Genomic DNA, 20,001 nt, shown 5'->3' with positions numbered 1-20,001 from the left:
CCGATCAGGACTTGCGTTCCCATCGCCACGCGAATTCTCCGGGGGCGGGGGGCGGCCCGGGCAGATCACCCTCGGCGGTGAGCCCGTCCACTATCACCGCCAGTACCCGTTGACGCAGTTCGGCGGTGCGGACCGGGTCGGGCATCGTGATCGCGGCGCAGGCCTCGAGGATCAGGCCGAGATCGAGTGCGTCGATGTCGGGGCGCAGACGTCCGCTCGCGTGGGCGCGGCGAACCAGCTCCTCGCCGACCTCGCCCGAGTGCATGACGTCGGGAAGCATCGATTCGTCGGGGGTGAAGGTGCCCGCGAGGCGCGCGGTGAGCGAGTGCACGTCGGCCTCGACCACCCGTTCCAGGAATCCGACGAATCCGCGCCAACCGTCCGAATCCGCCAGTGCCGCATCGGCTTCGGCGTTGAAACGCCGCAACCCTTCGTGGCAGAGCGTGCGCAGCAGCACCTCCTTGCTCGGATACCGCCGGTAGAGCGCGCTGATCCCGACCCCCGCTCGTTCGGCGACGGCGGCGATCGGCGCGTTCGGATCGTCGAGGAACACCGCGCGGGCGGCGTCGAGGATCAGTCCGTCGTTGCGCGCGGCCTGCGCCTTGCGGCCGGGCAAGCGGGGCTGATCTGCGGTTTCGGTCTGCTTCGGCATGAATATCAGGCTACCACTTGAAACGGAACGATCCGTTCTGCTATGTTTGAAACAGAACGAAACATTCCGTTTCAATAAGAGGAGTCGACATGGCCGCCATCACCCCGTTCCGGATCGAAGTTCCGCAGGCCCAGCTCGACGATCTCGCCGGCCGCCTGCGCGGCGCGCTGTTCCCGGACGAGCTGCCCGGCGTCGGCGATGCCTACGGCGTCCCGGCCGGTCGCGTCCGCGGCCTCGCCGAGTACTGGCTCGAAGAGTTCGATTGGCGCGCGCTGGAATCCGAGCTCAACGCCTACCCGCAGTTCACCACCGAGATCGACGGGGAGGACATCCACTTCCTGCACATCCGCTCCTCGCGCCCCGATGCGACGCCGGTGGTCCTCACCCACGGCTGGCCCGGTTCGATCCTCGAATACCTCGACGTGATCGCGCCGCTCACCGAGCCGGAATCGGCCGATCAGCCCGCCTTCCACCTGGTCATCCCCTCGCTGCCCGGTTTCGGCTTCTCCGGCCCCACCCGCAGCACCGGCTGGAACCGCTACCGCACCGCTCGCGCCTGGGTCGAGCTGATGGCCCGCCTCGGCTACGAGCGCTTCGGCGCCATCGGCAACGACGGCGGCTCGATGGTCTCCCCCGAAATCGGCCGGATCGCGCCCGACAACGTGATCGGCGTGCACGTCACCCAGCTGTTCTCGTTCCCGTCCGGCGACCCGGCCGAATTCGAGGGCCTCTCCGAGGCGGATATGGCCGCGCTGCAACATCTTCAGTGGTTCCACGAGAACAAGATGGCCTTCAACACCCTGCACAGCCAGCAGCCGCAGACCCTGGCCTACGCGCTGGCCGATTCCCCGGTGGGCCTGCTCGGCTGGAACGCGCAGCTGTTCGGCGAAACGCTCGACGCGCGGTTCGTGATCGCGAACGTGGCGCTGTACTGGCTCACCGGGACTGCCGGTTCGTCGCTGCGCTTCTACTATGAGGACGCGCACGCCGCCGAGCAGCCGACCGAACCGACCACGGTCCCCACCGGGCTGGCGATGTTCGCCGGCGATTTCCAGTCGATTCGCCGGTTCGCCGAGCGTGACCACAGCAAGATCGTCAGCTGGAACTCCTACGACACCAGCGCGGGCAAGGGCGGCGCCAACGACGCAGCCGGGCACTACGCCGCGCACGAGGCGCCCGAGGTGCTGGTCAGCGACATCCGCGAGTTCTTCAACGGGCTCGCCTGATTCGATCAGGTGCCGCGGCCCACGCTCCCCTCATCGGTGCGTGGGTCGCGACCCATTCGAATCATGCACCAGCGCAGTGTGATACGCGCACCAAAGATGCCAATCAGTAATGCACGTGCAAGTCGGCCCAGGCCGGGAACGGATCCGCGTAGCCGGTCCACGCGTTCGCGCCCGCCGCGAACTCCGCCTCGGTGAGCAGCGCGGCGTCGAGTCGGCGCCGCACGTCGGGCGCGTCGAGACGCACCCCGATGAAGACGAGTTCCTGTCCCGCGGGCACTTCCAGCTCCGACCACCACGCGCCGGGCTCGAAGGTGATATTCGGTCCGGCCTGCGACCAGATCGCCGCCAGCTCCGGACGGCTCGCGATCCAGCAGAATCCCTTGCTGCGCAACATCCCCCGCATGTGCGCCAAGACGTCGGCGAGGCGCTGCGGATGGAAGGGACGATCGGCGACGAAGGTGATGCTGCTGATCCCGTATTCCTCGGTCTCCGGGGTATGTCCGCCCGCCAGTTCCGCCGCCCAGCCGTCCGATTCGGCGGCGACCTCCGGGTTGTAGCGGCCGGTGGCGAGCACCTCGGACAGGTCGACGATGCTCTTCTCGGTGCGCAGCACGTGGGCGCGAGGGTTGAGCTTGCGCACGGTCGCCTCGACGGTGGCCGCCGCGTTCGCGCTGACCAGGTCGGTTTTGTTGATCAGCAGCACATCGGCGAACTCCACCTGGTCGACCAGCAGATCCGCGATCGAGCGCCCGTCGCCCTCACCCGCCGCGAGATCGCGGTCGGCCAGCGCCTGGCCGCGAACCAGTTCGGCCAGGAAGGTGGAGGCGTCGACGACGGTGACCATGGTGTCGAGGCGGGCTATGTCACCGAGGCGGAACCCGTCGTCGAACTCCCAGTCGAAGGTGGCCGCCACCGGCATGGGCTCGGAGATACCGGTCGACTCGATCACCAGTTGGTCGAACCGACCCGCGCGCGCCAGGCGGGCGACGGCCTCGATCAGGTCCTCGCGCAGGGTGCAGCAGATGCAGCCGTTGGTGAGCTCGACCAGCTTCTCCTCGGTGCGGTCGAGGTGCCCCTGGCCCGCGACCAGCGCCGCGTCGATATTGACCTCGCTCATGTCGTTGACGATGACCGCGACCCGGCGGCCGTCGCGGTTGGCGAGGATGTGATTGAGCAGCGTGGTCTTGCCCGCGCCGAGGAAGCCGGACAGGACGGTGACGGGCAGAGGTGTCAGGGTGTTGGTCACGAGAGTTAATGATAATGGTTTTCATTTGCAGTGCGCGGGCGGGGTCTCGCGGCGGTGTGCGCGGCCGTAGGGTTGGGGCGTGAAGATGTTGCCGCTGACCCCCGATGGTCAGACCCCCGTTCGCGCGCTCACCATCGCGGGCACCGACTCCGGCGGCGGCGCCGGTATCCAGGCCGATTCGCGCACCATGGCGCTGTGCGGGGTGCACGCGTGCGTGGCGGTGGCGGCCGTGACCGTGCAGAACACGGTGGGCGTCAGCGGTTTTCACGAGATCCCGGCGCAGGTGGTGGCCGATCAGGTGCGGGTGGTCGTTCGCGATATCGGCATCGGCGCGGCCAAGACCGGCATGCTCGCCTCCACCGCGATCATCGAAGCGGTCGCCGAGGTATGTCGCGAGCTGGGAATCGGCCGTGACGGCACCATTCCGCTGGTGGTCGATCCGGTCGCGGCCTCCATGCACGGGGATCCGCTGCTGCACGCCGAAGCCCTCGAGGCAGTGCGTAATACGTTGATTCCACTCGCGACCGTCGTCACCCCGAACCTCGACGAGGTGCGCCTGATCACCGGCATCGAAGTGATCGACGACGCCACCGCGCGCAAAGCCGCCGAGGCGTTGCACGCGCTCGGCGCGCAGTGGGCGATCGTGAAGGGCGGGCACCTGCGCGCGTCGGAGTTCAGCACCGATCTGCTCTACGACGGCGACACCTTCCGCGAGTTCACCGCGCCGCGCATCGCCACCGGCAACGATCACGGCGGCGGCGATACCCTCGCCGCGGCGATCGCCAGCGCGCTGGCCAACGGCTACTCGGTGCCCGACGCGGTGGAGTTCGCCAAGGAGTGGACCTACCGCTGCCTGGCCGCCTCGTACGACCTCGGCGCAGGTCACGGGCCCGTCTCACCACTCTGGAGACTCCACACCAACGCCTAGCGTGGCGTCGCGAACTTGTCGGTGCCCAGGTTCATACTGAACCCATCGCACCCCCCGCCGACCCCAAAGGCGTGATCGGCGAGAACAACGGAGTTCGTGTCGGGCGCGATGGATCGACGCAGACAACCAACCCACAGATCTCGCAAGAACATGGGTAACTCACCGACTCGAGCTAACCCATTCCGCACGCCCCGCCGGCCGCCGACGCAAGTCCGACACTGCCTGAGTCTGGCTAGAAGTCACGGAGAGGCGGAACAGAACGCGTCGCGCAGGGGTTTCGACGGGTCGATCTTGACTCCATTGAAGCGGGCGTGCGCCTGTGCCAGCGCCGAGATGCTCTCGGCCAGATAGTCGACGAAGCGCTCGACCGGCATCGCCGATACTTCGCGTTGATTCGCCCCGAGCCACCAGTCCGTAGCCGAGGCGACCGCACCGAAAATCGAATAGTTCACCAATTCGATCCCGGTCACATCGATCGATTCCGTCGGCAGCAGGCCCGCGAAGAATTCCGCTGCCCGCCTCGCCGATTGACGGGCCGCGACCAATGCGCGTTCGGTTTCCTTGGCCTGCTGGCTGAAATGACTGTGCAGCATGAACCGGAAGACATTCGGGTGTGCCGACACCACCGCCACATACTCGGCGGCCGCGGTGTGGACGAGTTCGGCGATCGAGTCGTCGGTGAGATTCACGCTGGTGAGCACGCGCTCCCAGAGCATGTCGCGCAGGCGGTCGACGATCGCGTTGTAGAGGTCGGTCTTGTCCTCGAAATGGCGATACAGCTTCGGCTTGGCCGCACCGGCCTCCTTGGCGATATCGCCCATACTCACATCGGGCCCGACCTGATCGAGCGCCCGGAAAGCCGCGTCGACGAACTCGATGCGCACCTGCACGCGATGTTCGCGCCAACGTTCGGTCCGCGCGTCGACACGACGACGCGGCGCCTCGTCCGTCTTGGGGTAACCGCGCGTCACGTTAGTAATACTAGGGCGGGCCGTACCGCGGGTTACGCACCCCACCGAGAGCGGGAACACATTTGCTGAAACAGCAAAGTTTCTGGCGGCAATCAGGAGTGCCGATGCACTATCGGATGATCCGTTCACCCTGACTGACCAGGAGCATCGATGACCGAGACCGTGGCCGACGCCGAAGAGTTCTGGGAAGACTTCTACCGCGACCGTGAGCAGATCTGGACCGGTAACCCGAACCCCCTTCTGGTCCGTGAGGTCGCCGAGCTGACCCCCGGGACCGCCCTCGACCTGGGTTGCGGCGAAGGTGCCGACGCGATCTGGTTGGCCGAGCGCGGCTGGCAGGTCACCGCGGTCGACATCTCCGCGACCGCGATGGAGCGCGGTGCGCGGCGGGCCACCGAGGCCGGGGTGACGATCGTGTGGGATCGCCACGACCTCCAAGCGAGCTTCCCGGCGGGCACCTTCGACCTGGTGTCCGCGCAGTTCCTGCACTCGCCGGTGGAGCGCCCGGACGAGCGGGCCGGGATTCTGCGCAGTGCGGCGGCTGCCGTCACGCCGGGTGGGGTGCTGGTGATCGGCGCCCACGCGGCCGCGCCGAGCTGGGCCTCCAGCGAGATGCACGCCCATGTGTTCCCGACCATCGAGCAGGTGCTCGAGCAGCTCGAGCTCGGACCCGAGTGGCAGGTCGAGACCGCCGAGCTGGTCCACACCCCGTCGACCAGCCCCGACGGTGTGGTCGGGCAGCGCGTCGACAGCGTGCTGCGCCTGCGTCGCGGCTGATCACGATCCCCAGCAACCTCCCAGCTCGGTCCCAGCTCGATGGCAGCGCGGCCATCGAGTCTGGGTGTCATGACTCAGACCGAGGCCGAGCAGAAGGCCATGCAGAGCAGCCGCGCGCCGGTGCTCGACGTAGTGATACCCGTCTACAACGAAGAGGTCGACCTCGGCCTGTGCGTGCGCAGATTACATAGCTATCTGCGCGCCGGATTCCCCTTCACGGCTCGCATCACCATCGCCGACAATGCCAGCACCGACGCCACCCTCGCGGTGGCCGAGCTGCTGGCGGCGGAGCTCGACGGCGTCCAGGTATTGCACCTGGACGCCAAAGGGCGTGGGCGGGCGTTGCGGACCGCGTGGGAGGGGTCGGACGCGGCGGTGGTGGCGTACATGGACGTCGACCTGTCGACCGACCTGAACGCGCTGTTGCCGCTGATCGCGCCGCTGGTGTCCGGGCATTCCGACCTCGCGATCGGCACCCGGCTCGACTCGTCTTCCCGGGTGGTGCGCGGACCCAAGCGCGAAATCATCTCCCGCTGCTACAACCTGCTGCTGAAAACAACGCTGCGGGCGGGCTTTTCCGATGCGCAATGCGGATTCAAAGCCGTGCGAACCGAGGTGGCGCGCGAGCTGCTGCCGCTGGTGCGCGATGGCGAATGGTTCTTCGATACCGAACTGCTGGTGTTGGCCGAGCGCGCGGGTCTGCGGATTCACGAGGTGCCCGTCGACTGGATCGACGATCCGGACAGCCGGGTCGACCTCATCGATACGGCGCGCAAGGATCTGCGCGGGATCTGGCGGTTGACCAGGGCCCTGACCACCGGCGCGCTTCCCGTGGACGAGTTGCGGGCCGCAGTCGGGCGTGAGCCGCTGGTGGCCGGGGTGCCGCTCGGCATGGTCGGCCAGCTGGTGCGGTTCGCGATCGTCGGAGTGACCTCGACGCTCGCCTACATCGCCCTGTATCTGCTGTTGCAGCCGTTGGTCGGCAGCCAGGGCGCCAATCTGGTGTCGCTGCTGATCGCCGCGGTGGGCAATACCGCCGCCAATCGGGCGTTCACCTTCGGTGTGCGCGGACGCGGCAACGCGGTGTCGCACCAGTTCCAGGGCTTGGCCATCTTCGCGTTCGGGCTGGCGATCACCAGCGGGTCGCTGTTCGCCCTGCACCGTTGGGCTCCCGACGCGCCCGTCGCGGTGGAGCTCACCGTGCTGATCACCGCCAATCTCGTTGCGACGCTTGCTCGTTTCGTGGGTCTGCGCTGGGTGTTCCGGCACGCGGGCGTCGGCGATGCCACTGTCACCCCGGTCGTCGGGTCGGCAGAGCGCATGAGCGCGCTGGGGGTGCGCCGATGACCACGACCATCGCCCCGTCGTCACCCATCGGCATCGTGAACGACGAGCCGAACCGAAAGCGTTGGGAACGACCCGCGTTGGCGGCGCTCCTGCTCGGCACGCTGATCGCCTATCTCATCAATCTGAGCGCCAACGGGTGGGCCAACGACTTCTATGCCGCTGCGATACAGGCGGGTTCGCAATCGTGGGAGGCGTTCTTCTTCGGTTCCTCCGACGCCGCCAACTCGATCACCGTGGACAAACCGCCCGCTTCGCTGTGGGTGATGGAACTTTCGGTACGGCTGTTCGGGCTCAACAGCTGGAGCATGCTGGTACCGCAGGTCCTGCTCGGCGTGGCGAGCGTCGCGCTGTTGTGGGCGACGGTGCGCAGGTCGTTCGGACCGGCGGCGGGGTTGATCGCGGGCACTGCTCTCGCGGTGACCCCCGTTGCGGTGCTGATGTTCCGGTTCAACAACCCTGACGCGCTGCTCGTGTTTCTGATGATCGGCGCCGCGTGGGCGATGACACGTGCGGTCGCGGATGGGCGCTGGCGCTGGTTGCTGCTCACCGGCGGATTGATCGGATTCGGGTTCCTCGCCAAGCAGTTGCAGGTGCTGCTGGTGGTGCCGCCCTTGGCACTGACGTATCTGATCGCCGGGCCGCCGAAGCTGGGTAAGCGGATCGCGCAGCTGTTCGCCGCCGGTGCGGCGATGGTTGTCGCGGCGGGCTGGTGGTTGCTCGCGGTTGAGCTGTGGCCCGCGAGTTCCCGGCCGTGGATCGGTGGGTCGCAGCACAATTCGATCATCGAACTCACCCTCGGCTACAACGGGCTCGGGCGGTTGAACGGCAACGAGACCGGCAGCGTCGGGCCGGGCGGTGAACTACCCGCCGGCGGGAACGGGATGTGGGGCAGCACCGGGATCACCCGGATGTTCGAACCCGCGCAGGGCGGTCAGATCGCGTGGTTGATTCCGGCCGCTTTGCTCGCGCTGGTGGTGGGGCTCGTGTTGCGTGGTCGCGCGCCTCGTGCCGATCAACGTCGGGCCGCGCTGATCCTCTGGGGCGGTTGGCTTCTCGTCACCGGGTTGGTGTTCAGCTTCATGGCGGGGATCTTCCACCAGTACTACACGGTGGCGCTCGCGCCTGCTGTCGCGGCGCTGGTGGGGATCGGGGCCGTGCAGATCTGGGGTGCGCGTGATCGGCTGTGGGTGCGGTGCGCGGGCGCGCTTGCCATCGGGCTCAGCACGGCGACCGCGTGGATGTTGTTGTCGCGCAGCGCTTCCTTCCTACCCTGGTTGCGATGGGCGATTCTGGTCGTCGGTGTTGTCGCCACCGTTGCCTTCGTGTTCCCGCTGACGCGCAAGCAGTCGGTGATCGCCGCGCTCGCCGCCGCCTGCATCGGGCTCGCCGGGCCGATCGCCTACTCCGTCGACACCCTCGCGTCCGCGCATTCCGGCGCGATTCCGTCCGCAGGGCCGAGCGCCGGTGGGATGCACGGAATGGGTGGACCCGGTATGCGGCCCGGCGGCGACGGCCGGATGGGGATGGCGCCCGGCGCGGACGGAGGCACACGTCCCGACGGCAACGCTCCAGGTCAGATCGACGGGTCCGCTACCCCGGGCGCCATACCCGACGGAGCCCGAGGCCCTACGACCGTTCCGGACGGCGCTGTGAATGGAGGTGACCAGCAGATGGGTGGCGCCGGTGGGCTGCTCGGCGGATCACGGCCGAGCGACCAGATCGTCACCCTGCTCGAGACGAACGGGACGGACTACACCTGGGTGGCCGCCGCGGTCGGGTCGAACAGCGCCGCCGGGTACCAGCTCGCCACCGAGCTGCCCGTGATGCCGATCGGCGGATTCAACGGCAGCGACCCGTCCCCCACCCTCGAACAGTTCCAGCAGTACGTGGCCGACGGAAAGATCCACTACTTCGTCGCCGGAGGCCGCAGTGGTCCCGGCGGGAACAGTGCGTCGACCAGCTCGGCGATCACCGCCTGGGTGACGGCGAACTACACCGCCACCACGGTCGACGGGGTAACCCTCTACGACCTCACCCAACCGAAGTCGTAGCTCCCGAACACACGCCGGCCCGGCGGATCATCTCGATCCGCCGGGCCGGCGTTCGTATCTGTGTCGACCGCGCTCGGTCACGGCTGTGTCAGCGAGCGAGGGCCACCGTGGCGGCGATCCACTCGGCGAAGGACGGCCCGGCCAGGGTGGCGTGCGGGGAAGGCAGAAGGGTGCCGTTTTCGAACTGCTCGCGGTCCGGGTTGGCGGAGTCGGAGGTCTCGATGATCTGGAGGTCATCACCACGAGCCGCCACCAGCGCGGTGGCGGCACCGGCCATCGTCTCCGGCTGGGGACCCGCGATCTCGGGGAACGGAACATCCTCGGCGGCAATCGGATTCACGGCGAGGTCGACCAGCGCCTCGGCGACGGTTCGAGCGGCGACCAACTGGGTGCGCATGCCCTCGATGTAGGCGACGCCATCCTGGGTGCCCCACCCCACCATGACCTCGACGAGCTCGTGGAACTGCGCGGCACGCAGAATCTGCACCGGCAGAGCGCCTTTGAGCAGCTCCTGCTCATGGGCGAGCTTGGCGGCGTTGTACCCCGCGAGCGAACCGTCGATCCCGATGATCGACACGACGACGAGCCGCTCCACCCCCGCCCGCTCCCCCGCCGCATGCAGATTACGCGCGGAGGAGGTGAAGAACTCGGTCGCCACCTGCTGGTCCGCCGAGGACGTACTGGAGGCGTCGATGACGATATCCACCCCGTTCAGCGCCTCGTCCAGCCCCACACCGGTCTCGATATCCACCCCGTCGGCCCGCGAGAAGGCCACCACCTCGTGCCCGCGCTCGACCAGCACATCCACCACATGCTTGCCCAGCCGCCCGGTCGCCCCAGCCACCGCGATCTTCTTCTGCTCCGCCATGATCCACTCCTCCGTCGCTTCTTTCGCGTTCACAGAGTCGACGAAGTAGGCGACCGGAGTGTGACATCACCTGGTCACGATGTCTCGAGACTCCCTCGAGGGGCGACCCAGCGGTGATTGAGATCCACCACCGATGCCACAGTTTCGAAATCGGAATCGTAGTGGAACAGGACAAGGCGGTGTTCTATCGCAAGCGCCGAAGCGAGCAGGTCATGGATGCCGACCGCGCGGTGGCGGCCCGACCGCGCAAGTTCGCGTTGGATCGTGAAAGCGCTTTGCCAGTGTTCGTCGTTGGTAGGCAGGTACTCATAGGCAGCGCGGCGCCGAAAACGAATCTGTTCGTATTCAGCGGGGCTTCGGGCGCTATAGAGCGCCTCGGAATCGAGCGGTGCGCAGGTGGCGATCAATCCGGCCTCGAGCAGCGGCCCGAGTGCGGCCCCCACGTCCGGATGACGCATTCGAGCGGCCGCGCTGGTGTCGATGAGATAGCGCGCCGTTATCGCCATACGTCGTCGCGCCGATCCTTGTCGGCCATTTCGGCCATGCCACCGTTGACCAACCATTCGACTTCGCTCGCGCGCGCATGCGCCACCACGGCCGAGTTCAGCGCGGCGCGAACGGTATCGGAGACGCCAGCGGTCCCGAGCGCGTCCTGCGCGGACGCGAGTAGCTCGTCGTCGATCTCGATCAGACGTTTGGTCATCACACAGTCCCTCGATATATATTCCCCCATGCTCGAACTATATACTCCGAAACGACCAGGCCACAAGGGCTCAGTGGGTGATGTTGAGGGCGGTGTGGAGGGTAGCGGCCCACTGGTCGACGATCAGTTTGCGGCGGGCGGAGTCGTCGGTGAGGACGTCGGCGAGGCCGAGGCCGCGGGCGAGGTCGAGGGTGGCCTGAACCAGGTGGTGGGCGACCGGGTCGGAGTCGTCGACGCCGAGCGCCTCGACGGCGCGGCGGTGGGAGGTCCGGCCGAAGCGGGCCTCGAGGGGGAGGATGCGTTCGCGCAGGGCCGGATCGGCGGCGGCGTGGGTCCAGACCTGGAGGGCGGCTTTGAAGAACGGGGTGGTGTAGGACTCGACCAGCGCGGAAACGACCGCGCGCGTTCGGCCTTCGCCCTGGGCGACCGCGTTCACCGTCTCGGCTTCGGCCTTGGCCATGTCCATCCGGAACTCGAACATGAACTCGAGCGCGGCGGTGATCAGTTCCTCACGAGTGGGGAAATGGTGTTGAGCGGCGCCACGCGACACCCCGGCCCGCTCGGCGACCACCGACACGGTGGCAGCTGCCCAGCCGGTTTCGGCCAGGCAGTCGATGGTCGCCTCCAGCAGCCGCTGCCGGGTGGCCCGGCTGCGGTCCTGCTTGGGTTCGTGGGGTGTCGCCATCGGACTATTGTGCCCAGTTGGGTGGGCGCTTCTGGAAGAAGGCCGTCATGCCCTCGATCACCTCGGGGGTGCCGAAGAAGCTCGCCGACCGCTTGGCGAGTGCTTCCGCCTCGGCGTCGAAGGTCGCCAGCAGGGCCGCGTTGACCAGTTTCTTGGACTCGGCCAGTCCCTGCGGTGAACCCTTGCGCAGCTCCCCTGACAGGCGTTTCACCTCGGCGGCGGCGTCCTCGGCGGCCACGGTGACCAGGCCGATCTCCTGCGCGGTCGCGGCGTCGAACTTCTCGCCGGTCAGGAAGTAGCGGCTCGCGGCCCGCTGGTCCAGCCGCGGCACCAGGGTGAGCGAGATCATGAACGGCGCCATCCCGATGCGCACCTCGGTGAGCGCGAAACTGCTGCCAGGCCCCGCGACGACGAGGTCGCAGGCCCCGATGATGCCCATGCCACCGGCGCGGACATTGCCGTCGATCTGCGCGATCACCGGCTTGGGCGAGGCGAGGATGCCACGCAGCACGTCGATCATCACGCGGGTGCGCTCGTCGGCGGCCACCGCGGGATCGGCGGTGCTCGCCTCCTTGAGGTCGGCGCCCGCGCAGAAGGTATCGCCGGTGTGGGCCAGGACGATGCCGCGCACCGCGGGATCGGTTGCGGCGGCGTCGAATCCGGCGAGCAGCTCGCGAACGAGCTTGGACGAGAGCGCGTTCCGGTTGTGCGGCGAATCGAAGGTCAGCGTGGCGAACCCGTCGACGACCTCGTAGCGGACGAACGGTGTTTCCGTCGCGTCACTCATCGGGACTCCTGTTCATCCGGTAGAGGGTGGTCGCCTCGCCGTCGAGGCGACCACCGAGTGTCCTAGTACGAGCGCGGCAGACCGAGCGAGTGCTGGGAGACGAAGTTGAGGATCATCTCGCGGCTCACCGGGGCGATGCGCATGATGCGCGCCGCCTGGAGCATGGCCGCCAGGCCGACCTCACGGGTCAGACCCGAACCGCCGTGGGTCTGGATCGACTGATCGAGAGCCTTGATGCTGGCCTCGGCCGCCGCGTACTTGGCCATATTGGCGGCCTCGGCGGCGCCGAACTCGTCGCCCGTGTCGTAGAGGGTCGCGGCCTTCTGCATCATCAGCTTGGCCAGTTCCAGCTCGATCTTGATCTGTGCGAGGGGATGCGAAATACCCTGGTGCGCACCGATCGGGGTCTTCCAGACCGTGCGCTCCTTGGCGTATTCCACCGCACGGTCGATGGCGTAGCGGCCCAGGCCGATCGCCATGGCCGAGCCCATGATGCGCTCGGGGTTCAGCCCGGCGAACAGCTGCGCCAGCGCCGCGTCCTCGGAGCCGACCAGGGCGTCGCCGGGCAGGCGCACGTCATCGAAGAACAGCGTGTACTGGTGGTCGGGTTCGATGACGTCCATCTCCTGGACGTTCTTCACCAGGCCGGGCGCGTCGACCGGCACGATGAACAGCGCGGGCTTGAGCTTGCCGGTCTTGTGATCCTCGGTGCGCGAGACCACCAGGATGGCCTCGGCCTGATCGACACCGGAGATGAAGATCTTGCGGCCGTTGAGGATCCAGTCGTCACCGTCGCGGCGGGCCGTGGTGGTGATCTGATGCGAGTTGGAGCCCGCGTCGGGCTCGGTGATCGCGAAGACCATCTTCGAGGTGCCGTCGGCGAGCTTGGGCAGCCAGGTCTGCTTCTGCGCGTCGGTGCCGTACTTGGTGATGATGGTGCCGCAGATGGCCGGGGACACGACCATCAGCAGCAGGCCCGCACCCTGGGCCGAGAGCTCTTCCTGCACGAGCGCCAGCTCGTACATGCCCGCGCCACCGCCGCCGTACTCCTCCGGCAGGTTCACGCCGAGGAAGCCGAGCTTGCCCGCCTCGTCCCACAGTTCGGTGAGCGGCTCGTTCTTGCGCGAGAGCGGCAGCACGTAATCGCGGTAGTTGTACTTCGACGCGAGCGACGCGACCGCCGCCCGCAGCGCCTTCTGCTCTTCGGTTTCGATGAAACTCATGCCTGCTCCTGCTCTTCTTCCTCGACGACGGCGAGGACGGTTCCGACCTCGACCTGCTGGCCGACGGTCACATTGAGTGCACTGAGAATGCCGGTGGCGGGCGCGGCGATGGTGTGCTCCATCTTCATCGCCTCCAGCCACAGGATCGGCTGCCCCTGCTTGACCTGGTCACCTTCGGCGGCGCCGAGGCGGATCACGCTGCCCGGCATCGGCGCGAGCAGCGAACCGGCCGCGACCTGCTCGGACGGGTCGGTGAAGCGCGGCAGCCTGCGCACGGCCACCGGGCCGAGCGGGGAGTCGATCGCGACGAGGTCGTCGTAGCGGGCGACCTCGAATTGCCTACGCACCGAGCCACGTTCGCCGGGAACACCGAGAACAACGCGGTCGGCGGCCACCGAGATCAGCTCGAGGCCCTCGAAACCCTCGACCGCGACACCGGTGCGGGTGAAGCGGTAGCGCACCTCGTGCGTACCGGTGGTGCGGCTCTCGTAGGACTTGGTCTGCGGCTGCGAAGGCAGGTTGCGCCAGCCACTCGGGGTGAGTCCGGCCAGGCGCGAGGTGCTGCGGTTGGCAGCTGAATCAGCCAGTGCCGCGGCCACGATCGAGAGCGCCTCGTCGGCCTCCGACGCCAGCGGCGCCGAGAGCACGGCCAGATCGTGGGTGGCGAAGAAGGCGGTGTCGGTGTCACCGGCGAGGAACGCCGGGTGGCGCAGCACCCGCACGAGCAGATCACGGTTGGTGACCAGGCCGTGGAGCTTGGCGCGCTGGAGCGCGGTGGCGAGCAGATGTGCTGCCTCCGCACGGGTTTCGGCGTAGGAGATCACCTTGGCCAGCATCGGGTCGTAGTGCACGCCGACCAGCGAGTTGTCCACGACGCCGGTGTCGAGTCGCACGCCGGGCTGCTCGAGGACGGTGAATTCACCGGCGGTGAAGGGAATCTCGATCTTGTGCACCGGGCCGCTCTGTGGCTGCCAGTCGTTGGCGGGGTCCTCGGCGTAGAGGCGGACCTCGATCGAGTGACCGCGCTGCGCGGGCTGGTTCGCGGGCAGCGGCAGACCAGCGGCCACCTGCAACTGCAGGCGGACCAGGTCGAGGCCGGTGGTCTGCTCGGTGACCGGATGTTCCACCTGCAGGCGGGTATTCATCTCCAGGAAGAAGAAGTCGCCCTTCTCGTCGGCCAGGAACTCGACGGTGCCCGCACCCTCGTAACCGATCGCCTCGGCCGCCAGACGCGCCGCCTCGAACAGCCGGTCACGCATGCCGTCGATCTTCTCGACCAGCGGCGACGGGGCTTCCTCGACGACCTTCTGATGACGACGCTGGATCGAGCACTCACGCTCGCCCACCGCCCAGGTCTTGCCGAAAATGTCCGACATGATCTGGACTTCGATGTGACGGCCGGTCTCGAGGTAGCGCTCGCAGAACACCGTCGGATCGCCGAAGGCCGACTCGGCCTCACGCTGGGCGCCGGCGATCTGATCCCGCAGTTCGGCCAGGTCGCGCACGACACGCATACCGCGACCACCACCACCGGCGGACGCCTTGATCAGCACGGGCAGGTGCGCGTCGGTGACCTCGGCCGGGTCGAGCTCGGCGAGCACGGGAACACCGGCGGCGTCCATCATCTTCTTCGACTCGACCTTGGAGCCCATCTGCTCGATGGCCGCGACCGGCGGACCGATCCACACCAGACCCGCGTCGAGCACCGCCCGCGCGAATTCGGCGTTCTCGGAAAGGAATCCGTAGCCGGGGTGGATCGCGTCGGCACCGGCCGACAAGGCGGCCTCGATGATCAGCTCGCCGCGCAGGTAGGTCTCGGCGGGCGTGTTGCCGGGCAGCCGGATGGCGGCGTCGGCCTCGGACACGTGCGGCGACGCGGCATCAGCATCGGAATAGACCGCGGTGGTGCCGATGCCCATCCGCCTGCACGTGGCGAAGACACGGCGCGCGATCTCACCACGATTGGCAACGAGAACGTTAGTAATAGGCCCGCCCGTCGCCCGACCGCCGCCCCTCACCGAATCGCTTCGCGATGCAGTCATTGTTTGCCTCACATTCGGAAGACGCCGAAGCCATCGGCGCCCTTGATCGGGGCTGTGTGAATGGCCGACAGGGCCATTCCCAGCACGGTGCGGGTGTCGCGGGGGTCGATGATGCCGTCGTCGAAAAGCCTGCCCGACAAGAACATCGGCATGGCCTCGGCCTCGATCTGCGCCTCGACCATCGCGGCGAGACCGGCGGCGGCCTCCTCGTCGAACGGCAGACCCTTGGACTCGGCCGCGCCGCGCTGCACGATGGTGAGCACGCCGCCCAGCTGCGCGCCGCCCATGACAGCGGACTTCGCACTCGGCCAGGCGAACAGGAAGCGCGGGTTGAACGCGCGCCCGCACATGCCGTAGTGCCCGGCCCCGTAGGAGGCGCCGACCAGCAGCGAGATGTGCGGCACCGTCGAGTTGGCGACGGCGTTGATCATCATCGCGCCGTGCTTGATGATGCCGCCGTGCTCGTACTCCTTGCCGACCATGTAGCCGGTGGTGTTGTGCAGGAACAACAGTGGCGTATTCTTCTTGTTCGCCAGCTGGATGAACTGGGTGGCCTTCTGCGATTCCTCGGAGAACAGCACGCCGCGCGCATTGGCGAGGATGCCGATCGGGTAGCCGTTGATCTCGGCCGAGCCGGTGACCAGCGAGGAACCGTAGAGCGGCTTGAACTCGTCGAAATCGGAGCCGTCCACGACGCGGGCGATGATCTCGCGGGGGTCGAACGGGATCTTCAGGTCCGAGGGCACGATGCCGAGCAGTTCCTCGGGATCGTAGAGCGGCGAGATGACCTCGGCACGCGGCTCGGGGCCCTGCTTCTTCCAGTTCAGGCGGCGAACGATATTGCGGCCCAACCGAATCGCGTCCTGCTCGTCGGCGGCCAGATAGTCGGCCAGACCGGACGTGCGGGCGTGCATCTCGGCGCCGCCGAGGGTCTCGTCGTCGGAGTCCTCACCGGTGGCCATCTTCACCAGCGGCGGGCCCGCGAGGAAGACCTTCGCGCCCTCCTTGACCATCACGACGTAGTCGGACATGCCGGGGATGTAGGCGCCACCGGCGGTCGAGTTGCCGAAAACCAGGGAGATGGTGGGGATTCCGGCCGCCGAGGCCTGGGTGAGGTCGCGGAACATCGCGCCGCCGGGGATGAAGACTTCCTTCTGCGTCGGCAGATCCGCACCGGCGGACTCGACCAGCGAGATCACCGGCAGCCGGTTCTCCCTGATGATCTCGTTGATCCGGAACTGCTTGCGCAGCGTCCACGGATTCGAGGCGCCGCCACGCACGGTCGGGTCGGGCGCGACGATCATGCACTCGACGCCCTCGACGAGGCCGATTCCGGCGATCGTCGAGGCGCCGACCTGGAAGTCGCTGCCCCAGGCCGCGAGTGGGCACAGTTCGAGGAACGGCGAGTCCTCGTCGAGCAGCAGTTCGATGCGCTCACGCGCCGTCAGCTTGCCGCGCTTGTGGTGGCGGGCCACCTTGTCGGCGCCGCCACCGGCGATGGCCTTGGCGAACTCCGCCTCGACCTCGGTGAGCTTGACCGACATCGCCTCGGCGGCCGCGGTGTACTCGGGCGAGGTGTTGTCGAGGATGGAACGGAAGGTCGTCATGCCTGGTACCCCAATACTTTCGACGCCAGCATGGTCAGGATCTCGTTGGTGCCGCCGCCGATGCCGATGATGCGCACATCGCGGTAGATGCGCTCGACCTCGGCCTCGCGCATGTAGCCCATCCCGCCGTGCAGCTGCACGGCCTGGTTGGCCACCCATTCGGCAGTCTCGACGGCGTTGTTCTTGGCGAAGCACACCTGGGCGATCAGGTTCTCGTCACCGGCGACGTAGCGCTCCACCAGCGCCCGGGTATAGGTGCGCGAAATGTCCACGCGCTGGGCCATATCGGTGAGCGTCATCTGCACCTTCTGGCGGCTGATCAGCGGACGACCGAAGGTCTCGCGATCACGGCACCACTGCACGGTGAGATCGAGCGCGCGCTGGGCCAGCGAATACGCCTGCACCGCGAGGCCGACCCGCTCGCTGACGAACGCGGCGGCGATCTGCGCGAAGCCGCTGTTCTCGGCGCCGACCAGGTTCGACGCGGGCACCCGCACGTCCACATACGACAGCTCGGCGGTATCGGAGGCCAGCCAGCCCATCTTCTCCAGCTTGCGGCTGACGGTGAAGCCGGGCGTGTCCTTCGGCACGAGGATCAGCGAAACACCCGCCGCGCCAGGGCCTCCCGTGCGCACCGCGGTGACGACGAAGTCGGCGCGACAACCCGAGGTGATGAACGTCTTGGCGCCGTTGATGATGAAGTCCTCACCGTCGCGCACGGCGGTGGTGGTGAGGTGGCCGACATCGGAACCGCCGCCGGGCTCGGTGATGGCCAGCGAGCCGATCAGGTCACCGGTCAGCGTCGGCTTCGCCCACTGATCGATCTGCGCCTGGTTGCCCGAGGCGATCATGTGCGGCAACGCGATTCCGCAGGTCAGCAGCGAAGCCCACAGTCCACCGGACGCACCGGCGACATGGATCTCCTCGCCCACGATCAGCGAGTCGATGGCAGTGCCGCCCTCGCCACCCGCCGATTCCGGGTACTCGATGCCGAGCAGGCCCAGTTCGCCCGCCTTCTTGTGCAGTTCGCGCGGGAGCTCGCCCGCGCGCTCCCAGGCGTCGAGGTCGGGCAGGATGTCCCGCTCCACGAACCCGCGCACGGTGGCGCGCAGCTCTTTTCGCTCCGGCGTTTCCCAAACTGAAGTCATGCGAGCAGCTCCGTCGGCATATCGATGTGGCGGGAGCGCAGCCATTCGCCGAGCCCCTTGGCCTGCGGGTCGAAACGCGCCTGATAGGCGACGCCCTTGCCGAGCAGGCCGGAAATGATGAAGTTGACCGCGCGCAGATTGGGCAGCACGTGGCGGGTGACGGTCAGTTCGGCCGTCTCGGGGAGCAGTTCCCGCAGCTTTTCGACGGTGAGGGTGTGCACCAGCCAGCGCCACTGATCGTCGGTGCGCACCCACACGCCGATATTGGCGTCACCGCCCTTGTCGCCGCTGCGGGCGAGAGCGATCGTGCCGAGCGGCACGCGACGGGTCTCGGCGGCGGGCAGCGGCGCGGGTAGCTCGGGTTCGGAAACAGGTTCGAGGACCAGGGTTTCCGTGGCGGGGGCGATATCGACTCGGCTGCCGTCGGCCAGCACCGCCACGTGCGGCACCTCGTGCGCGTCGACGAAGCCGGGGGTGAAGACGCCGTAGGGGGAACCGTTTCCGGGCAGCGCGGTGAAGCTGGCGCCCGGGTAGCTGGCAAGTGCCAATTCCACCGCGACACTGGAGAACCCGCGGCCGACCTTGTTCGGATCGGAATCGCGCACCACACAGCGCAGCATCGCGCTGGCCTGCTCTTCGGTCTCGGCATCGGGGCGATCGAGGCGGGCCAGCGTCCAGGTGAGCTCGGCGGGCTTGTCCGGCAGCCAGGATTCCAGCTGCCGTTGCGCCAGTTCGGCTTTGGCTTCGATGTCGAGGCCGGTGAGAATGAACGACATCTCGTTGCGGAAACCGCCCAGGGTGTTGAGCGAGACCTTGAGCCGCGGCGGCGGCGCCTCACCGGTGACGCCGCTGATCAGTACGCGGTCCTTGCCCTCCTGGCTCAGCGCGATGCTGTCCAGGCGGGTGGTGACGTCGGGTCCGGCGTAGCGCGCGCTCTGGATTTCGTACATGAGCTGGGCTTCGACGGTGTCGACGGTGACCGCGCCGCCGGTGCCGTCGTGCTTGGTGATCACGCAAGATCCGTCGCGACGGATCTCGGCGATCGGGAAGCCGGGGCGGCCGATGTCACCGAGTTCGGTGAAGAAGGCGAAGTTGCCGCCGGTGGCCTGGGTGCTGCATTCGATCACGTGCCCGGCCACCACGGCGCCGGCCAGCGCGTCGTAATCGGTTCGGCCCCAGCCGAAGTGGGCCGCCGCCGGACCGACGATCACCGAGGCGTCGGTGACCCGGCCGGTGACGACGATGTCGGCGCCGGAATTCAGGCATTCGACGATGCCCCACGCGCCGAGGTAGGCGTTGGCCGTGAGCGGCTGACCCAAGTCGAGCTCGGCGGCGCGGGCGACCAGGTCGTCGCCCTCGACGTAGGCGATCTTGGCGTCCAGCCCGAGGTCGGCGGCGACCTTGCGCAGCCGCTCGGCCAGCCCGGCCGGATTGAGCCCGCCCGCGTTGGTGACGATCTGCACGTTCTTCTCGAGCGCGAGGGCAAGGCAGTCCTCGATCTGGCGCACGAAGGTCTTGGCGTAGCCGAGGCTGGGGTCCTTCATCCGGTCGCGGCCCAGGATCAGCATGGTGAGCTCGGCGAGGTAGTCGCCGGTCAGCACGTCGAGTTGCCCGCCCTCCAGCATCTCGCGCATGGCGCTGAGCCGGTCACCGTAGAACCCGGAACAATTCCCGATCCGGATCAGGTCCGGATCAGCGGAGAGAGCACTCATGGCACCCAGGATCGCAGCGGTTCAGAAA

At 67.8% G+C, this 20,001-nt stretch carries 18 protein-coding genes; 5 read left to right on the top strand and 13 right to left on the bottom strand.

Going from position 1 to position 20,001, the window contains the following annotated elements; all coding sequences use genetic code 11:
• Positions 1-4 precede the first annotated feature (4 nt).
• Positions 5-652 carry a TetR/AcrR family transcriptional regulator gene (locus NS1_RS18105; protein WP_062986179.1) on the bottom strand — a complete coding sequence of 216 codons (648 nt, stop codon included), beginning with the start codon at positions 650-652 and terminating at the stop codon, positions 5-7.
• A gap of 89 nt (positions 653-741) precedes the next feature.
• On the opposite strand from NS1_RS18105, the gene NS1_RS18100 reads away from it, so the two are divergent.
• Positions 742-1,878 (top strand): epoxide hydrolase family protein, encoded by a 1,137-nt coding sequence (locus tag NS1_RS18100; protein WP_062986178.1) that lies wholly within the window; start codon positions 742-744, stop codon positions 1,876-1,878.
• A 103-nt stretch (positions 1,879-1,981) separates the two neighbouring features.
• Here the strand turns inward: NS1_RS18100 and NS1_RS18095 are convergent, their stop codons facing one another.
• On the bottom strand, positions 1,982-3,124 hold the full coding sequence (locus NS1_RS18095; RefSeq protein ID WP_062986176.1) for a GTP-binding protein: 1,143 nt from the start codon (positions 3,122-3,124) through the stop codon (positions 1,982-1,984).
• 79 nt (positions 3,125-3,203) lie between these two features.
• Between NS1_RS18095 and thiD the strand changes: the two genes are divergently transcribed.
• Entirely contained in the window at positions 3,204-4,052 is an 849-nt protein-coding gene (thiD, locus tag NS1_RS18090) for a bifunctional hydroxymethylpyrimidine kinase/phosphomethylpyrimidine kinase (RefSeq protein ID WP_056814915.1), read from the top strand.
• Positions 4,053-4,291: 239 nt separating this feature from the next.
• Here the strand turns inward: thiD and NS1_RS18085 are convergent, their stop codons facing one another.
• Positions 4,292-5,023 (bottom strand): TetR/AcrR family transcriptional regulator, encoded by a 732-nt coding sequence (locus NS1_RS18085; RefSeq protein ID WP_056814918.1) that lies wholly within the window; start codon positions 5,021-5,023, stop codon positions 4,292-4,294.
• Positions 5,024-5,173: 150 nt separating this feature from the next.
• Here NS1_RS18085 and NS1_RS18080 point away from each other — a divergent pair, with 150 nt between their 5' ends.
• From NS1_RS18080 to NS1_RS18070, 3 genes are all read left to right on the top strand, one after another.
• Positions 5,174-5,800: a class I SAM-dependent methyltransferase gene (locus NS1_RS18080; RefSeq protein WP_062986174.1), complete on the top strand. Its 627-nt coding sequence runs from the start codon at positions 5,174-5,176 to the stop codon at positions 5,798-5,800.
• A gap of 69 nt (positions 5,801-5,869) precedes the next feature.
• Entirely contained in the window at positions 5,870-7,147 is a 1,278-nt protein-coding gene (locus NS1_RS18075; protein WP_062986171.1) for a bifunctional glycosyltransferase family 2/GtrA family protein, read from the top strand.
• On the top strand, positions 7,144-9,198 hold the full coding sequence (locus tag NS1_RS18070) for a glycosyltransferase family 39 protein (RefSeq protein ID WP_062986169.1): 2,055 nt from the start codon (positions 7,144-7,146) through the stop codon (positions 9,196-9,198). Before NS1_RS18075 ends, NS1_RS18070 begins: the two co-directional genes overlap by 4 nt.
• A gap of 88 nt (positions 9,199-9,286) precedes the next feature.
• Here NS1_RS18070 and NS1_RS18065 read toward each other — a convergent pair whose 3' ends face one another.
• From NS1_RS18065 to NS1_RS18020, 10 genes are all read right to left on the bottom strand, one after another.
• Positions 9,287-10,066 (bottom strand): SDR family oxidoreductase, encoded by a 780-nt coding sequence (locus tag NS1_RS18065; RefSeq protein WP_062986414.1) that lies wholly within the window; start codon positions 10,064-10,066, stop codon positions 9,287-9,289.
• Between the two features lie 74 nt (positions 10,067-10,140).
• On the bottom strand, positions 10,141-10,572 hold the full coding sequence (locus NS1_RS18060; protein WP_062986167.1) for a PIN domain-containing protein: 432 nt from the start codon (positions 10,570-10,572) through the stop codon (positions 10,141-10,143).
• Entirely contained in the window at positions 10,563-10,769 is a 207-nt protein-coding gene (locus tag NS1_RS18055; RefSeq protein WP_062986165.1) for a hypothetical protein, read from the bottom strand. The genes NS1_RS18060 and NS1_RS18055 overlap by 10 nt, the downstream gene beginning before the upstream one ends.
• A 70-nt stretch (positions 10,770-10,839) precedes the next feature.
• Positions 10,840-11,454 carry a TetR/AcrR family transcriptional regulator gene (locus tag NS1_RS18050; protein ID WP_056814935.1) on the bottom strand — a complete coding sequence of 205 codons (615 nt, stop codon included), beginning with the start codon at positions 11,452-11,454 and terminating at the stop codon, positions 10,840-10,842.
• Between the two features lie 4 nt (positions 11,455-11,458).
• Positions 11,459-12,241, bottom strand: a complete 783-nt coding sequence (locus NS1_RS18045) for an enoyl-CoA hydratase family protein (protein ID WP_062986163.1) — start codon at positions 12,239-12,241, stop codon at positions 11,459-11,461.
• 62 nt (positions 12,242-12,303) lie between these two features.
• Positions 12,304-13,464 (bottom strand): acyl-CoA dehydrogenase family protein, encoded by a 1,161-nt coding sequence (locus NS1_RS18040; protein WP_062986161.1) that lies wholly within the window; start codon positions 13,462-13,464, stop codon positions 12,304-12,306.
• Positions 13,461-15,506 carry an acetyl/propionyl/methylcrotonyl-CoA carboxylase subunit alpha gene (locus NS1_RS18035; RefSeq protein WP_062986159.1) on the bottom strand — a complete coding sequence of 682 codons (2,046 nt, stop codon included), beginning with the start codon at positions 15,504-15,506 and terminating at the stop codon, positions 13,461-13,463. Before NS1_RS18035 ends, NS1_RS18040 begins: the two co-directional genes overlap by 4 nt.
• Before the next feature lie 8 nt (positions 15,507-15,514).
• The gene (locus NS1_RS18030) at positions 15,515-17,113 is read right to left on the bottom strand and encodes an acyl-CoA carboxylase subunit beta (RefSeq protein ID WP_062986156.1); all 1,599 of its coding nucleotides are present in this window, start codon (positions 17,111-17,113) and stop codon (positions 15,515-15,517) included.
• The gene (locus NS1_RS18025; protein WP_062986154.1) at positions 17,110-18,261 is read right to left on the bottom strand and encodes an acyl-CoA dehydrogenase family protein; all 1,152 of its coding nucleotides are present in this window, start codon (positions 18,259-18,261) and stop codon (positions 17,110-17,112) included. Before NS1_RS18025 ends, NS1_RS18030 begins: the two co-directional genes overlap by 4 nt.
• Positions 18,258-19,973 carry an acyclic terpene utilization AtuA family protein gene (locus NS1_RS18020; RefSeq protein WP_062986152.1) on the bottom strand — a complete coding sequence of 572 codons (1,716 nt, stop codon included), beginning with the start codon at positions 19,971-19,973 and terminating at the stop codon, positions 18,258-18,260. The genes NS1_RS18025 and NS1_RS18020 overlap by 4 nt, the downstream gene beginning before the upstream one ends.
• Positions 19,974-20,001: the final 28 nt, after the last annotated feature.

It is taken from the genome of Nocardia salmonicida NBRC 13393, from assembly GCF_001613085.1.
GTDB classification, from domain to species: Bacteria; Actinomycetota; Actinomycetes; order Mycobacteriales; family Mycobacteriaceae; genus Nocardia; species Nocardia salmonicida.
The sequence above is the reverse complement of the archived record's forward strand: the minus strand, read 5'-3'. Positions and strand labels throughout refer to the sequence as shown.

What these genes read in the sequence shown, in the direction of transcription:
- NS1_RS18080 (WP_062986174.1), top strand. Translation starts at nt 5,174, where the DNA reads ATGACCGAGACCGTGGCCGACGCCGAAGAGTTCTGGGAAGACTTCTAC.
- NS1_RS18100 (WP_062986178.1), top strand. Translation starts at nt 742, where the DNA reads ATGGCCGCCATCACCCCGTTCCGGATCGAAGTTCCGCAGGCCCAGCTC.
- NS1_RS18040 (WP_062986161.1), bottom strand. Translation starts at nt 13,464, where the DNA reads ATGAGTTTCATCGAAACCGAAGAGCAGAAGGCGCTGCGGGCGGCGGTC.
- NS1_RS18035 (WP_062986159.1), bottom strand. Translation starts at nt 15,506, where the DNA reads ATGACTGCATCGCGAAGCGATTCGGTGAGGGGCGGCGGTCGGGCGACG.
- NS1_RS18065 (WP_062986414.1), bottom strand. Translation starts at nt 10,066, where the DNA reads ATGGCGGAGCAGAAGAAGATCGCGGTGGCTGGGGCGACCGGGCGGCTG.
- NS1_RS18105 (WP_062986179.1), bottom strand. Translation starts at nt 652, where the DNA reads ATGCCGAAGCAGACCGAAACCGCAGATCAGCCCCGCTTGCCCGGCCGC.
- NS1_RS18060 (WP_062986167.1), bottom strand. Translation starts at nt 10,572, where the DNA reads ATGGCGATAACGGCGCGCTATCTCATCGACACCAGCGCGGCCGCTCGA.
- NS1_RS18070 (WP_062986169.1), top strand. Translation starts at nt 7,144, where the DNA reads ATGACCACGACCATCGCCCCGTCGTCACCCATCGGCATCGTGAACGAC.
- NS1_RS18050 (WP_056814935.1), bottom strand. Translation starts at nt 11,454, where the DNA reads ATGGCGACACCCCACGAACCCAAGCAGGACCGCAGCCGGGCCACCCGG.
- NS1_RS18025 (WP_062986154.1), bottom strand. Translation starts at nt 18,261, where the DNA reads ATGACTTCAGTTTGGGAAACGCCGGAGCGAAAAGAGCTGCGCGCCACC.
- NS1_RS18075 (WP_062986171.1), top strand. Translation starts at nt 5,870, where the DNA reads ATGACTCAGACCGAGGCCGAGCAGAAGGCCATGCAGAGCAGCCGCGCG.
- NS1_RS18030 (WP_062986156.1), bottom strand. Translation starts at nt 17,113, where the DNA reads ATGACGACCTTCCGTTCCATCCTCGACAACACCTCGCCCGAGTACACC.
- NS1_RS18055 (WP_062986165.1), bottom strand. Translation starts at nt 10,769, where the DNA reads ATGACCAAACGTCTGATCGAGATCGACGACGAGCTACTCGCGTCCGCG.
- NS1_RS18020 (WP_062986152.1), bottom strand. Translation starts at nt 19,973, where the DNA reads ATGAGTGCTCTCTCCGCTGATCCGGACCTGATCCGGATCGGGAATTGT.
- NS1_RS18045 (WP_062986163.1), bottom strand. Translation starts at nt 12,241, where the DNA reads ATGAGTGACGCGACGGAAACACCGTTCGTCCGCTACGAGGTCGTCGAC.